The organism is Magnetospirillum gryphiswaldense MSR-1 v2 (assembly GCF_000513295.1).
GTDB classification, from domain to species: domain Bacteria; phylum Pseudomonadota; class Alphaproteobacteria; order Rhodospirillales; family Magnetospirillaceae; genus Magnetospirillum; species Magnetospirillum gryphiswaldense.
In genome coordinates, this window is record NC_023065.1 from 3,227,288 (window position 1) to 3,241,441 (window position 14,154).

15 protein-coding genes are annotated in these 14,154 nt (G+C 63.0%); 5 read left to right on the forward strand and 10 right to left on the reverse strand.

The window, feature by feature from the left end; genetic code table 11:
• The first annotated feature begins 57 nt into the window (after positions 1–57).
• A complete protein-coding gene (locus MGMSRV2_RS15510) occupies positions 58–1,167 on the forward strand; it encodes a NapC/NirT family cytochrome c (protein WP_024081304.1) in 1,110 nt (369 codons plus the stop codon).
• 52 nt (positions 1,168–1,219) lie between these two features.
• Here MGMSRV2_RS15510 and MGMSRV2_RS15515 read toward each other — a convergent pair whose 3' ends face one another.
• Positions 1,220–1,639 (reverse strand): Fur family transcriptional regulator, encoded by a 420-nt coding sequence (locus MGMSRV2_RS15515; RefSeq protein WP_024081305.1) that lies wholly within the window; start codon positions 1,637–1,639, stop codon positions 1,220–1,222.
• Between the two features lie 223 nt (positions 1,640–1,862).
• On the opposite strand from MGMSRV2_RS15515, the gene MGMSRV2_RS15520 reads away from it, so the two are divergent.
• Positions 1,863–2,057: a DUF2061 domain-containing protein gene (locus tag MGMSRV2_RS15520; RefSeq protein ID WP_024081306.1), complete on the forward strand. Its 195-nt coding sequence runs from the start codon at positions 1,863–1,865 to the stop codon at positions 2,055–2,057.
• Between the two features lie 60 nt (positions 2,058–2,117).
• Here MGMSRV2_RS15520 and MGMSRV2_RS15525 read toward each other — a convergent pair whose 3' ends face one another.
• From MGMSRV2_RS15525 to MGMSRV2_RS15545, 6 genes are all read right to left on the reverse strand, one after another.
• Entirely contained in the window at positions 2,118–4,106 is a 1,989-nt protein-coding gene (locus MGMSRV2_RS15525; protein ID WP_024081307.1) for an acetyl-CoA carboxylase biotin carboxylase subunit, read from the reverse strand.
• A 14-nt stretch (positions 4,107–4,120) separates the two neighbouring features.
• On the reverse strand, positions 4,121–5,653 hold the full coding sequence (locus MGMSRV2_RS15530; protein ID WP_024081308.1) for an acyl-CoA carboxylase subunit beta: 1,533 nt from the start codon (positions 5,651–5,653) through the stop codon (positions 4,121–4,123).
• Positions 5,654–5,723: 70 nt separating this feature from the next.
• Positions 5,724–5,927 carry a hypothetical protein gene (locus tag MGMSRV2_RS21195; RefSeq protein ID WP_144084318.1) on the reverse strand — a complete coding sequence of 68 codons (204 nt, stop codon included), beginning with the start codon at positions 5,925–5,927 and terminating at the stop codon, positions 5,724–5,726.
• A gap of 48 nt (positions 5,928–5,975) precedes the next feature.
• On the reverse strand, positions 5,976–6,683 hold the full coding sequence (locus tag MGMSRV2_RS15535; protein ID WP_024081309.1) for an ATP12 family chaperone protein: 708 nt from the start codon (positions 6,681–6,683) through the stop codon (positions 5,976–5,978).
• Positions 6,684–6,729: 46 nt separating this feature from the next.
• On the reverse strand, positions 6,730–8,904 hold the full coding sequence (locus MGMSRV2_RS15540; protein ID WP_024081310.1) for an AsmA family protein: 2,175 nt from the start codon (positions 8,902–8,904) through the stop codon (positions 6,730–6,732).
• On the reverse strand, positions 8,895–9,578 hold the full coding sequence (locus MGMSRV2_RS15545; RefSeq protein WP_024081311.1) for an HAD family hydrolase: 684 nt from the start codon (positions 9,576–9,578) through the stop codon (positions 8,895–8,897). Before MGMSRV2_RS15545 ends, MGMSRV2_RS15540 begins: the two co-directional genes overlap by 10 nt.
• Positions 9,579–9,686: 108 nt before the next feature.
• On the opposite strand from MGMSRV2_RS15545, the gene MGMSRV2_RS15550 reads away from it, so the two are divergent.
• Entirely contained in the window at positions 9,687–10,346 is a 660-nt protein-coding gene (locus tag MGMSRV2_RS15550; RefSeq protein WP_024081312.1) for a hypothetical protein, read from the forward strand.
• A 47-nt stretch (positions 10,347–10,393) separates the two neighbouring features.
• On the opposite strand, the gene MGMSRV2_RS15555 is transcribed toward MGMSRV2_RS15550, so the two are convergent.
• From MGMSRV2_RS15555 to MGMSRV2_RS15565, 3 genes are read right to left on the reverse strand one after another with little or no spacing between them, the layout of a single operon-like run.
• Positions 10,394–11,395 (reverse strand): RluA family pseudouridine synthase, encoded by a 1,002-nt coding sequence (locus MGMSRV2_RS15555; RefSeq protein WP_024081313.1) that lies wholly within the window; start codon positions 11,393–11,395, stop codon positions 10,394–10,396.
• A gap of 9 nt (positions 11,396–11,404) precedes the next feature.
• Entirely contained in the window at positions 11,405–11,800 is a 396-nt protein-coding gene (crcB, locus tag MGMSRV2_RS15560) for a fluoride efflux transporter CrcB (protein ID WP_024081314.1), read from the reverse strand.
• Between the two features lie 40 nt (positions 11,801–11,840).
• The gene (locus MGMSRV2_RS15565; RefSeq protein ID WP_242410694.1) at positions 11,841–12,113 is read right to left on the reverse strand and encodes a septal ring lytic transglycosylase RlpA family protein; all 273 of its coding nucleotides are present in this window, start codon (positions 12,111–12,113) and stop codon (positions 11,841–11,843) included.
• Positions 12,114–12,299: 186 nt separating this feature from the next.
• Here MGMSRV2_RS15565 and MGMSRV2_RS15570 point away from each other — a divergent pair, with 186 nt between their 5' ends.
• Entirely contained in the window at positions 12,300–12,578 is a 279-nt protein-coding gene (locus tag MGMSRV2_RS15570) for an acylphosphatase (protein WP_024081316.1), read from the forward strand.
• 66 nt (positions 12,579–12,644) lie between these two features.
• Positions 12,645–14,003 carry a GH1 family beta-glucosidase gene (locus MGMSRV2_RS15575; RefSeq protein ID WP_041634644.1) on the forward strand — a complete coding sequence of 453 codons (1,359 nt, stop codon included), beginning with the start codon at positions 12,645–12,647 and terminating at the stop codon, positions 14,001–14,003.
• The last annotated feature ends 151 nt before the right edge of the window (positions 14,004–14,154 follow it).

Sequence of the window (14,154 nt, forward strand, 5' to 3'; positions counted from 1 at the left end):
AGGGGCCGGGCGACAGCGATGTCGTCCGGCCCATCGTTTGCCAAGAGGGGCGATGCCGTGAAGAAATGGGTATTGATCGGCTTGGCCGGCATGGTGGCGGGAGTGATCGGCTGGGGCGGCTTCAACACCGCGCTGGAAGCCACCAATTCCATGGCGTTTTGCATCTCGTGCCACGAGATGCGCGACACCGTCTATGTGGAATACCAGCAATCCCCCCATTTCCAGAATCCGTCCGGGGTGCGCGCCACCTGCCCCGATTGCCACGTGCCGCGCGATTGGTCGCACAAGCTGATCCGCAAGATCCAGGCCAGCGGCGAGTTGTTCCATTGGGCCGCCGGTTCCATCGACACGGCGGAAAAGTTCGAGGCCAAGCGCCATACCCTGGCGCGGCGCGAATGGGAGCGCATGCGCGCCAACGACTCACGCGAGTGCCGCAATTGCCATTCCTTCGAGGCCATGGCCTTCCACAAGCAATCCATCAGGGCATCCCGCGCCATGCGCGACGCCGCCAAGGACGGCAAGACCTGCATCGACTGCCACAAGGCCGTCGCCCATAAAATGCCCGACGTCACCGCCACCCACCGCCGCCTGTTGGCGGACTTGAAGGCGGAGGCCGCGATCATCCGCCCCAGCCCCGGCGATCATGTCGTCGCCCTGGACAACCTGCCCCTGCGCCCCAGCCCCGAATCAGAGGCCGAAGGTGAACTGGCGGCAGGCCACCTTGTCCGCGTGCTGACGGTAGAGGGCGATTTCGCCCGTATCGAGATCACCGGTTGGCAGCGCGAGGGAACGACAGCATTGCTTTACGCCCGTCAGGGCAAGCGCATCACCCTGGCCAGCCTGAGCGAGACGGCATTGCCCCGCCGGCAAATCCTGGGCAGCGTCGAGGATGCCGAGAGCGGCCAGGTTTGGACCGAGACACGCTTGCTGGCCTGGGTGCCCATGGGCGCATTCCTGCGCGAGACCGCACCGCTTTGGGATTACGCCGAGCGCATGGCCAAGGACAATTGCACCTTATGCCACGCGCAAAAGCCCGCCGCTGGCTATGGCGCCGATGACTGGATCGGCCACATCAATTCCATGAAACGCCTGACCCCGCTGACCGAGGCCGAAGCCGGTTTGCTGCTGACCTATCTGCAAGGCCGGGCCAAGGACGGGGCGCGGTAAGGAAACGGAGCGGAGATGATCCGAACCGCTTCCGCCAACGCGCCCCATATCCTTACCCGTGCGGCAGACGCCGCAGGCGGATCACCACTTCCACCGCTTCGATCATCATCCCCGGCGGTGGTTCCGGCAGACCGGCGATCACCGGCTGCGGGTCGGGGATGTCCTCGATCCGACCGGTGCGGGCATCGTAAAAATGATGATGCTCGCGCGTATTGGTACAGAAATAGTGACGGTCGCCACAGCCCACCCGCCGCAACAGATCAGCCTCGGCGAAGTGATTGAGCGTGTTGTAGACGGTGGCCAGAGAGAATTCATGCCCCTGATCGGCCAGTTCCTGATGAAAGGATTCCGGTGTCAGGTGGCGATGGCCGCCTTGCTCGATGGCGCGCAAAATGGTGATCCTGGGCGTGGTCGGGCGAATGCCGGCCTCGCGCAGGGTTTCATGTTCCGGTGCTTGATGGCGGACAAGCATTGATCAAAACCTCCCACTTTTGGGGATGTCCCTACCCCTTAGGACATGGCCTGATGGTACGACCGTAACATGGAATTATTCAAGGCTGACGGAGGCTAATTGGAATAGTTCCAAGATCAGCTTTAATCGTTTTTGTCGATTAATTTGAAATTTTAATCCATTTCACCGATGAGTATTCCCTGCCTATGATCCAAGCCGTGAAGTGCCGGAACAGGAGGACGCCATGATCAAGATGCTGAAGATGACCAGCCAATTGGGTGTGCATCTGGTCGTCGCCGTGGCCGTCACCTATGCGATCACCGGTTCGCTGGTCTTGGGCGGCGCCATCGCCTTGATCGAACCGATCTGCAATGTCGTCGCCGGCCACTTCCACGAAAAAGCCTGGACCCGGCTGGGGCCAAGAATCAGTGCCGGTTGAAACAAAAACCCCGGGGTCGTCGCCGGCCCCGGGGTCTTTTCGTCTTTGATCCGCCGATGATCAGGCGAATTCGATGATCTTCTGGTCCACCGCCAGCGATTCACCCGCTTGGGCGTGAATCTTGCCGATGGTGCCGTCGCGTTCCGCCTTCAGGATGTTTTCCATCTTCATGGCTTCGACCACGGCCAGGGCTTCGCCCGCCTTCACTTCCTGCCCTTCCTTGACCTCGACCGCGCGCAGCAGGCCGGGCATGGGCGACAGCAGATACTTGGACATATCCGGCGGCGCCTTGAACGGCATCAGCTTGTTCAGGCCCGCCGCCGCACGCGGCAGGACCAGGGCCTTCACCCGGCTGCCGGCATGGGCCAGGGTATAGGACACGCCGTCGCGGTCCACCTGGACGCAGACGTTGCGGCCTTCGATGCTGCCCCGGAACAAAGGCTGGCCGATCTGCCAGTCGGTCTTGACGCTGACCGCCTCGCCGCCGATGACCACGGCGAAGCCGCCTTCGGCCGGACGGGTTTCGACGTCATGGTATTCACCGTTCAGGACCACGGTCCATTCCACCGGCACCTTCATCTCGTGGCCGGGGAACTGACCGGTCACCTTGATGTTGCGGGCGGTGATGGCGGCCTTGACGCTGGCGGCCACGGCGATCAGCACGGTCGGATCATCGGCCGGCAGATCGTTGGCGTGGAAGCCGTTGGCGTATTCCTCGGCGATGAAGTTGGTGGTGATGTTGCCCTTGACGAAGCGTTCCTTGCTCATCAGCGAAGCCAGGAACGGAATGTTGTGGGACAGACCACGGATGTAATAGGCGTCCAGCGCGTCGCGCATATGGTTGATGGCGGCGTCGCGGGTCGGACCATAGGTGATCAGCTTGGCGATCATCGGATCGTAGAACATGCTGATCTCGCCGCCTTCGTAGACGCCGGTATCCACACGCACCTGATTGCTTTCCGCCGGCGGCTGATAACGGGTCAGGCGACCGGTGGAGGGCAGGAAGTTGCGGAACGGGTCTTCGGCGTAGACGCGGGCTTCCATGGCCCAGCCGGTCAACTTGACGTCGTCCTGGGTCAGCGGCAGCTTTTCACCGGCGGCCACCTTGATCATCAGCTCGACCAGATCGAGGCCGGTGACCATTTCGGTGACCGGATGCTCGACCTGCAAACGGGTGTTCATTTCCAGGAAGTAGAACTCGCCGGTGGCGCCGCCGACGATGAACTCGACCGTACCCGCCGACTTGTACTGCACCGACTTAGCCAGGGCACAGGCCTGCTCGCCCATGGCCTTGCGCATTTCCGGGGACAGGAAGGGCGACGGCGCCTCTTCGATCACCTTCTGATGGCGGCGCTGGATCGAGCATTCACGCTCGCCCAGATAGATGGTGTTGCCGAAGCTGTCGGCCAGAACCTGGATTTCGATGTGACGCGGCTGTTCGATGAACTTCTCGATGAACACGCGATCATCGGCGAAGGACGACTTGGCTTCGTTGGTGGCCGAGACGAAGCCTTCGCGGGCTTCGGCTTCGTTCCAGGCCAGACGCATGCCCTTGCCGCCGCCGCCGGCGGAGGCCTTGATCATCACCGGATAGCCGATCTGACCGGCGATATCCACCGCGTGGTCGGCGTCCCGGATGACGTCCATGTGGCCGGGCACGGTGTTGACGCCGGCCTGACGGGCCAGCTTCTTCGACTCGATCTTGTCGCCCATGCAGAAAATGGCATGGGAATCGGGACCGATGAAGGTGATGCCGGCCTTGGCCAAAGCTTCCTGGAACTCGCGCTTTTCCGACAGGAAACCGTAGCCCGGATGCACCGCCTGGGCGCCGGTCTTCAGGCAGGCTTCGACGATCTTGTCGGCCAGCAGGTAAGACTGGGCGGAAGGCGGCGGCCCCAGATGCACGGCCTCGTCGGCCATCTGCACATGCAGCGCATCCTTGTCGGCGTCGGAATACACCGCCACCGTCTTGATGCCCATCTTGCGGGCGGTCTTGATGACGCGGCAGGCGATTTCGCCGCGATTGGCGATCAGAATCTTGGTGAACATACCCGTTCCCCCCATCACAGCGGAATGTTGCCGTGCTTGCGCACCGGACGTTCCAGCTTCTTGTCCTTCAGCATGGCCAGCGAGCGGCAGATACGCTTCCTGGTCGAGTGCGGCATGATGACGTCGTCGATGAAGCCACGATGACCGGCAATGAAGGGATTGGCGAATTTCTGCCGGTATTCCTCGGTGCGCGCGGCGATCTTTTCAGCGTCGCCGATATCCTGGCGGAAGATGATCTCCACCGCGCCCTTGGGCCCCATCACCGCGATTTCGGCAGTCGGCCAGGCGAAGTTGACGTCGCCCTTCAGGTGCTTCGAGCTCATCACGTCGTAAGCGCCGCCATAGGCCTTGCGGGTGATGACGGTGATCTTGGGCACGGTGGCTTCGGCATAGGCGTAAAGCAGCTTGGCGCCGTGCTTGATGATGCCGTTGTATTCCTGCGCGGTACCGGGCAGGAAGCCGGGCACATCGACGAAGGTGACGATGGGAATGTTGAAGGCATCGCAGAAGCGGACGAAACGCGCCGCCTTGATCGACGACGAGATGTCCAGGCAGCCGGCCAGCACCATGGGCTGGTTGGCGACGATGCCGACGGTCGAGCCTTCCATGCGGGCGAAACCGACGATGATGTTGCCGGCATAGCCGGGCTGAACCTCGAAGAAATCACCTTCGTCCACGACCTTCAGGATCAGTTCCTTCATGTCGTAGGGCTTGTTGGTGTTGTCCGGGATCAGGGTATCCAGGCTCATTTCCTTGCGCTCGGGCGCGTCGGCGGTGGGACGCACCGGCGGCTTTTCGCGGTTGGAGCTGGGCAGGAAGTCCATGAAGCGGCGCAGTTGCAGCAGCGCTTCCACGTCGTTTTCAAAGGCCAGATCAGCCACGCCCGACTTGGTCGAGTGGGTGATGGCGCCGCCCAGTTCCTCGGCGGTGACGGTCTCGTGCGTCACCGTCTTGACCACGTCGGGGCCGGTCACGAACATGTACGAGCTGTCCTTGACCATGAAGATGTAGTCGGTCATGGCCGGGCTGTACACGGCGCCACCGGCGCACGGGCCCATGATCATGGAAATCTGCGGCACCACGCCCGAGGCGTCGACGTTCCTTTGAAACACTTCGGCATAGCCGGCCAAGGACGCGACGCCTTCCTGGATGCGGGCACCGCCCGAATCGTTGAGGCCGATGACCGGGGCGCCGACCTGCACCGCCTTGTCCATGATCTTGCAGATCTTTTCCGCGTGGGCTTCCGACAAGGAGCCGCCGAACACGGTGAAATCCTGAGAAAAGACAAAGACCAGACGGCCATTGATGGTGCCGTAACCGGTGACCACGCCGTCACCGGGGATGGATTGCTGATCCATGCCGAAATCGGTGCAACGATGTTCCTTGAACATATCCCACTCTTCGAACGAGTCGGGATCGAGCAGCAGCTCAATGCGTTCACGGGCAGTCAGCTTGCCCTTGGCGTGTTGCGAAGCGATACGCTTCTCACCGCCGCCCAGACGGGCGCGGTTTCGCTTTTCTTCCAACTGACGAATGATTTCCTGCATCCGATTCCCCCTAGGTTCAGGGCTTCGCCGTTCGGCGTCGGCGGGCGCCCGAGAGCCCCCACCCTTATGGTCAGGGAAGTGCAGATACCATTCCCCCGTCCGTCATGCCACGAAAAAAATACGGCCCGCCAATACCGATTAATTTACCGCAAAGCGGCAGAAAACTGCCGAATTGACCGCCGGGACCGGAATTCGGCGCCGCCGCAAGATTATTACCGGAAAGTGGAAAGACCCCACCTGCCGGATCGCTGGGATTTTGGCGGATTTCCGCCACTTTCCAATTCGGAGTAGAAGGGCTGTTATTCGTGGGTGCGAAATCACCTTAAGGCAACAGCGTCAACAAATCCGCCGCCGCCTGAATATCGCGTTGCAACTCGGCCCGGCGGTCGGCGGCTTCGTAATCGTCGCCCCACTGGGCCACCTGATAGGCTTCGTCCAGGTTGGAGGCGGTAAAGCATTCCGCGCCGGTCAGCCGCCCCTCGGTCAGGGCCAGGGCCAGGACCAGCGAGCCCGAGGCCGAACACGCCGCCTGCGCCGCCGTCAGCCGCCACAAATCATAACCATCGAGCCGGGCGCGCAAGGCGGCCAAGGATGCCGCCGGCTGGTCGATGGCGATCACTCCGGTGGTGACGATCAGGCCCGCATCCAGATGGGTCCGGCACCAATCCAGCAAGGGCTGCCAGGTCTTGGTCTGCACGGCGACCAGATCCGAGGGTGACTCGGCCCGATAGCACAGCAGATCGGTCGCCGCATAGGCGATCATCTGGTCGGTGATGACGGCGCGTTCCGGCCCCACCCGGTCGAGCGCCGTGGTGGCCAATTGGGTCAAGGGCATGGTGTAAGGCTTGATCTCCTCGCCTTGCGCGTCCCATTCACCGGCGATGGCCAGGGCCAGCCTTTCGCTGGGCACTTCCAGCTTGCGCCCCACCGGCGTCTTGACCCCGCGTCCGTCCAATTGGACGGCGAAGCCGCCGTCAACGGCGACAATGCCCGCCTGCTTGTGGAAACGCTTCATGGTCTTGCCCTGCATGGCCCGCATCCCGCGATTGGAAAATCGTCGCCCACATACGGCAAAATCAGCGTCCGAACAAGCCTTCGAGAAAGCCGCCCCCCTTGCCGCCGGCTTCCGAAGGATGGCTGCCCATGGCCAGGGCGGTGCGGCAGGGATTGGTGTCGGCCATCACCTTGTCCAGCAGCAATTCGCCCAGCAGCGACAAGCCGGCGGTGGCGGTGGCCGCCCCCACCGACAGCGCCGCGCGGGCGGCGCCCATTTCATCCACCGACAGCGACGGTGCCGCCAGGGTGCCGCGCAAGCGGGTCAGGCCCGACATCTGGCCGCCCAGCGACAGGCCCAGCCCTTCCTTCGCCCGCGGGGTGAAACCCAGATCAAGCGCCTCGTTGCGCAGATCGATGGTGCCGGCGCCGACCACGTCGATGCCGTCAGCCTGCACCGCCAAGCCCTTGTCGGTGACGGCAACGCCGTCCTTCAGGCGGAAATGGGCCACCGCGCAGGCCATCTCGGTGGTTTCGCGGCTTTGCGCCAAAGGATTGAGGGCGGACAGGATCACGCTGATCAGGTCGCCGCCGGCCAGGGAAAAAGCCCGGTTGTGCACCCGTCCCGGCCCCAGGGACAGCACGGCGGAACCATTGGCATTGGCGGCCAAGGTCCGCAGGTCGCCGCCGCGGCTTTTCAATGCCAGCTTCAAGCCGCCGACACCGCCGGTCAACAGATCGCTGCCGGCCTCCCGGTTCAATTTGCCGAAATCCACTTCGGCCAAGTCCAGCCGCAGGTCGGCCAGGGGTTGGGCCGGACGGGCATCGACAGTCATGGCGCCGTTGACGGTGCCGCCGGCCAAGCCCCCCTTCAGCACCGGCACCGACAACACCCCGCCCTTCAGCCGGGCCTCCATGGCGGCGCCACTCAAGGCCAAGCCGGACAGCACCAGTTTTTCCGCCCGCAAGGCCAGGTCGACATCCTGGCCGCGCAGGCTTTCCAACGGCAGGGCCAGCGCCGGAATCACCCTGCCATCGGCGGGAGCGGGCGCCGACTTGCCGACGAAATCGGCCACATCCAAATGGGCTGAGGTCAAATTCGCCGTCAGCCGACCGCCTGCGTGCAAGCCCGCCTCGCCGGCCAGATCGCTGCCCCCCACATGGGCCTTGATGTCCGAAGCCAGCCAAGCCCCCTTGGCATCACGCAAAGCGGCGCTCACCCGCACCGGCCCCAGCGTCGGCAGTTCGCCATTCAACACGCGATCGAGATGGGCCAGGTTTTCGGTTTCCGCCTGAACCACCACATCGATGCCGGCAAGCGCCACCACGTTCTTTACCGCGCCCTTCAGACTGACAAACATGAAGTCGCGCTTTCCGGCGCTGACATCCATGTCATCCAGGGCCAGCACCCCGCCCGTATCGTGCAGGCGCGCCGCCAGTCGCATGGGCCCCAGCAAGCCATTGCCCCGACCATTGCCGTAGCCGGCCATATACAGAAAATCGCTCAATTCGTCGGTCTGGAAACTGACCTTGAAATCCAAGCCGGTGAAGCTGTTCAGAGTGCCGATGGTGCCATCGACGGAGACGATGGTCCCGGTACCCGCCCCCTTCAGGCTGACCGGCCACGGCTTGCCGGCCAGAGCGGCGCCCAGATTGCCGACCTTGCCGGTGAATTCGAAGGTACGGCCCTGGCTGTCGCCGACCACGTTGACGCCCAGGCCGGTGCCGGCCCCTTGTTCGGGCAGCAGCACCAGTTTATGCACCGCCACCAAGGTCTGCCGCCCGTCCGTTCCCCGCCAACTGACCTTGGCGTTCTTGATCTTCAATTCGCGCAGATCGAAGCGGGTCGGCGTGCCACTGGCTTGCTTGTCGGCCCGCCCGCTGTCCAGATTCCAATTGCCGTTTTCCAAGATGATCTCGGGCGACGACACGATCAGGCGCTGGATCAGGATTTCCTTGCGCAGCAAGGCGGGCAGCGCCACCTCGGCCTCGACCCGCTGGATGCGGATCATCGGCCCCGGTGCGCCGCCGGCGGGATTGGACAAGGTGATGTTGTCGGCGATCAGCGACGGCACCAGCCCCAGGCGCAGTTTCACCGGTCCGCCAAAGGTCAGCTTGCGCCCGGTCTCGGCCTCGACCAGATCGGCGATGTACCCTTTGTATCTCTCGAAATCGATGGCCTTGGTAGCGGCGATCAGGGCGACGGTGACGGCAACCGCCACCGCCGCCACTATTTTTACGGCGAGACTCAAGCGCATGGGATGTCCCCGATCAGGGCGGCGGCGATGTCGGTCAGAGTGTCGAAACTGTCCACCACCTGAACAGCACCGGCATCATGCAATTCCTGCAAGCCGTGATAGCCCCACGACACCCCAAGCCCGGCCACCTTGGCCGATTTGGCCATCTGCATGTCATAGGCGGTGTCGCCGATCATGACCATGCGGGCCAGATCGATTCCGGTCTCAGCCGACGCCCGACGCAGCATGGTCGGATCGGGCTTGCCCGGATTGTCGTCGGCGGTCTGGATGTTGATGAAGCGGCCATGTAGATCGTGACTGTCGAGCATGGATTGCACGCCGCGCTGCGACTTGCCGGTGGCCAGCCCCAACAGCCAGCCGGCGGCCTCCAACTCGTCGAGCGCCTCGCGCACGCCGGGGAATAAAGGTTCCTCGCGTTCCGGCAGCAGACGCAGGGCGCGGAAGGCCTGCTTGTAGGATTCGGCCACGGCGCGGTGCAGGTTGCCCGGCGCCCATGGCAACAGCACCTGACAGGCCTCGACCAGCGACAGGCCGATAATGCGGCGCACATCCGCCGGTTCCGGCACGCCCAAATCCATATGGGCCCAGGCCTCGGTCATGGCGGCAATGATATTGTGTTCGGAATCGATCAAGGTTCCGTCCACATCGAAGACAACCAGGCGCAGCTCGCTCATGGGGTTCGCATCTTCCGGGGCAATGACCACTCAGCTTACAGGATATTTTGCACCGCCGCACCGGTTGGAGTAAGGTCCGCCATCGTCTTAGTTGGAGTCCCCGCGACCATGCGTTTCGGTTTCATCGCCCTCGCCGCCGCCTTGGCGGTCACGGCCCCCGCTTTCGCCCAGACCGCCCCGCAACCGGCCCCCGCCAATCCGGCACAACGCTTCGAGGCCTATGCCACCTCGGAAGGCTACAAAAAGGCCATCGGCCAACTGGCCGTCATGGGCGCCACCATTTCCGCCCCCGAGTGCAAGGAACATAAGGCGGTCAAGCGCGCCTCCATCACCATCTATTCCGCCCCTCAATTCGCCGAGGGCGTGCACCCGGTCGCCGGTCTGTGGCTGGACCGCGTGCTGATGGATCGCTGCGGCAAGCCCGGCTATCAGAACATCCTGGTCCAGGCCATTCCCGGCGCCACCCCCAAGGCGGCGCTGAAGATGCCGGGCCAGACCTTCGCCAATCCGCCCATGCAGGACGTGGTGATGCGCGACATCATCGGCGCCCTGGCCGGCAAGAAGTGTACCGACCCGGCTCAGATCATTCCCGTCGATACCGTGCCGGGCAAGGAAACCAAGCCGCGCAAGATCGACCAGAAGGGTATGCTGGTGGATGGTGTGTGGAAGGAAACCTGGACGCTGAAGGCCTGCGGCAAGCAGGTCAACGCCACGGTGGATTTCACCGCCGACGGCAAGGGCGGCATGACCCACAAGGTCAAGCTGTAAGCCTGGACGGATAAAGGTTTAGGGGGGCGAAAGCCCCCCTTTTTATTTCAATCCTGCTCGAAGGCGTCGAACGGCTTGCCGGCACTGCTGAGGTCGAAGCCGAAGAACTCGAATGACTTCTCCATGTGCTCGGGCAAGGGCGCCACCACCACCAGCTCCTTGCCGGTGCGCGGATGGGGAATGCGCACGGCGCGGGCATGCAGGTGCATCTTGCGCGACACCCCGGTGCCGGAAATAAACGCCTCGGTGCCGCCATACTTGCCGTCACCCATGATCGGCGTACCCATCAAAGCCGTATGGGCGCGTAATTGGTGGGTGCGACCGGTGCGCGGCTCCATCTCCAGCCACGCCGCCTTGCGAAGGGCATTGTCCACCACCCGGTACCAGGTGACGGCGCGCTTGCCCTCGTCCTCATCCACCGCCATCTTTTCGCCGGCGCGGCCCGGCAGCTTGGCCAGGGCAGCGTCGATACGGCCCTGACGCAGTTTCGGTACGCCCACCACCAAGGCCCAATAGCATTTGCGCGCCGCCCGGCTTTTGAAGGCGGCGGCCAGCTTGGCGGCGGCATTGGCGGAACGCCCCAGCAGCAGAACACCCGAGGTGTCCTTGTCCAGGCGATGGACCAGACGCGGACGGTCGTCGCGGTCGAACATCAGGGCATCGAGCCAGGCGTCGATGTGCTTGTCGCCGGTGCCGGTGCCGCCCTGGACGGCGATGCCCGCCGGCTTGTTGAGCGCGATGACGTCGTCGTCCATGTAAAGCACGGCGTCGCGCAGCATGCGGGCGATCTTTTCATCGACCACCGGGCGGCGGCTTTCCGGGCTGGGTTTGGGCGCCTCGCCCTCAGGCAGCGGCGGCACGCGGACGTGCTGGCCGGGGTTAAGGCGCTGATTGGCCTTGGCCCGCTTGCCATCGACCCGCACCTGTCCGGTGCGAAGCCATTTTTCCAGCAGGCCATGGCCAACAGTGGGGTAATGCCGCTTGAACCAGCGGTCCAGGCGGATATCGGCATCGTCTTCGGCGACGGCCAGGATTTGTACGCTATTCATGGCCGGAAGCTACACCAGGTTGCGCACCAAAGCCATGGCGGCGAACAGGGCGCCGACCGAGGCCAGCACCGATACCGCCACATAAAAAGCGGCGACGGCCCAGTCGTGCCGCTCGACCAGCAAGGCGACATCCAGGGAAAAGGTGGAAAAGGTGGTGAAGCCGCCCAGAATGCCGGTCATCAGGAACAGTTTGATGTCCTGACTGGGCTGCCAGGCCAGGGCGCCCAATTCGGCCAGCACGCCCATGACGAAGCTGCCGACGATGTTGACGAACAAGGTGCCCCAGGGGAAAGAACCGCCCAGCCACTGCCCCAGCAGCACCATGGACAGATAGCGGGCGGAGGAGCCCAAGGCTCCGCCCGTCGCCACCCACAGCAATGCGGTCAAGGTCTGGCCGGTATTCATGCCCTCTTGCTGGCATGGGATGCGGCCTTTGGCAAGAAATTCATGCCAAAGGCCGCACCGTCACCGAAGCGCGGCCCAGATGGCGCATGCCCAAACGGTCGGCCGCCGCCGGCGACAGATCGATGCCGCAACGGCCACAGCGGTCGTTGATACGCACCATCACCGATTTGCGCCCATGCCGCACTTCGACCACACTGCCCAAAGGCAGGGTGGGATGGGCGGCGGTCATCGCCCGCACATCGAACTTCTCGCCACTGGCGGTACGCTTGCCGTGATATTTAAGGCCATACCACGATGCCTCTGTCGTCTGCACCGCGAAAGCGGAGGCTGAGTATATACAAGCACAAGACACGATCATTGCAGCGATGAGTCGCAGCATTATTAATGTCCCCGAACATGAACCCGAAGCGACATTAATTTTTCACATCTCATTCATCAACTGTTTTTATTATGGTCTTTTTTTAGTAAAATTTTAAGGATCGAGCGCACAGGAATGACCATGATTGACTGCAAGCATGTCTTGATCTCTGGTCGAGTCCAGGGGGTTTGGTATCGCGGCTGGACGGTTCAGCAGGCCCAGGCCTTGAACTTGGCCGGATGGGTCCGAAATCTGTCGGATGGCCGGGTCGAAGCGGTTTTCCATGGTCCGGTCGAGCGGGTGCGGGCGATGATCGAGGCCTGCCGTCAAGGCCCGCCCGCCGCCTGCGTCGACCGCATCGACATCGACCAATGGACGGAAGCCCCACCCCCTGGCTTTCACCAGCGCCCCACCTTGTAGGGGATGACAAAGGACACGTTTGGGATGAAACTGAAGAGACGTGAATTCCTCGCCGGAGCCGCCGCCATGGCCGTAACCCCCGCTTTCGCTGCCCTGCCATCGCCGAAGACCTTCCCCAAGGACTTTCTGTGGGGGGCGTCGACCTCCGCCTATCAGATCGAAGGTGCGCTCGACGTGGATGGGCGCGGTCCCGATATCTGGGATACCTATACCAAACAGGGCCGCATCACCGACGGCACTTCGGCGGCGCGGGCGTGCGAGCATTACACCCGCTACCCCGAAGACGTGGCGCTGATGAAAGCCGCCCACTTCAACGCCTATCGCTTTTCCATCGCCTGGCCGCGCATCGTCCCCGCCGGCACCGGCGCCATCAACGCCAAGGGTCTGGATTTCTATGACCGCCTGGTGGACGAAATCCTCAAGGCCGGCATCAAGCCCATGGCCTGTCTGTACCATTGGGACTTGCCGCAGCCGTTGCAGGACAAGGGCGGCTGGCAGGGCCGCGAAGTGGTCGGCCCCTTCGCCGACTATGCCCGCATCATCACCAAGCGCCTGGGCGACCGGGTCAAGGATTGGATGATGCTGAACGAACCCAACGTGGTGTCCATCTTCGGCTATGGCCTGACCGATCAGGCGCCCGGCCTCAATCTGGGCGAAATGGGCGTGCTGAAGGCGCTGCATCACCAGAATCTGGCCCAGGGCGCGGCCTTGCGCGCCATCCGCGCCGAACATGCCGATCTGCGGCTGGGCACGGTGACCAACATCCAGCCCTGCCGCCCCGACACCGATTCGGACGCCGACCGCGCCGCCGCCATCCGCTGGGACGCGGTGTGGAACCGGGTCACCGTCGACGGCCTGCTGCGCGGCCAGATCCCCGACGTGCTGGCGGAAAAGATGGCCCCCATCGTCCAGGCCGGCGACCTGGACAACATCAAGTTCCCCATCGACCTGCTGGGCATCAATTATTACAGCCGTTGCACCATGAAATACGACCCCGACCACATGTTCCAGGTGTGGTGGGGCGACCCCAAGGCCGACCGTTACACCTTCATGGGCTGGCCGGTGCAGCCCGACGGGCTTTATGACCTGTTGATGGAATTCAAGAACCTCTACGGCAACCCGGCCACCTTCGTCGCCGAGAACGGCGCCGCCTATGACGACGTGGTCAGCCCCGACGGTCAGGTGCACGACGTCGAACGCACCCAATTCCTGCAAGAGCACATCGCCCAGGTGGGACGCGCCTTGGGCGACGGCGCCAATATCAAGGGCTATCTGGCGTGGTCGCTGTTGGACAATTTCGAATGGTCGTTCGGCCTGTCCAAGCGCTTCGGCATCATCCGCGTCGATTACGACACGCAAAAGCGCACGCCCAAGGACAGCTACAAATGGTACGCCGACTTCATCAAGCAGGCGCGCGGGCTGTAAAAAACCAACCCTTTCAGGGGGTTCGGCTTAGTTATCAGACTTGTGGAAAACTTTGTGGACGGAAGCCTCTTCCGTCCACATTTTTGTCTGTGGATAAGGGGTATAAGTAGTCGTGGCCTTGGGAAATCAAGCACTTGACTTGTGGAAACAA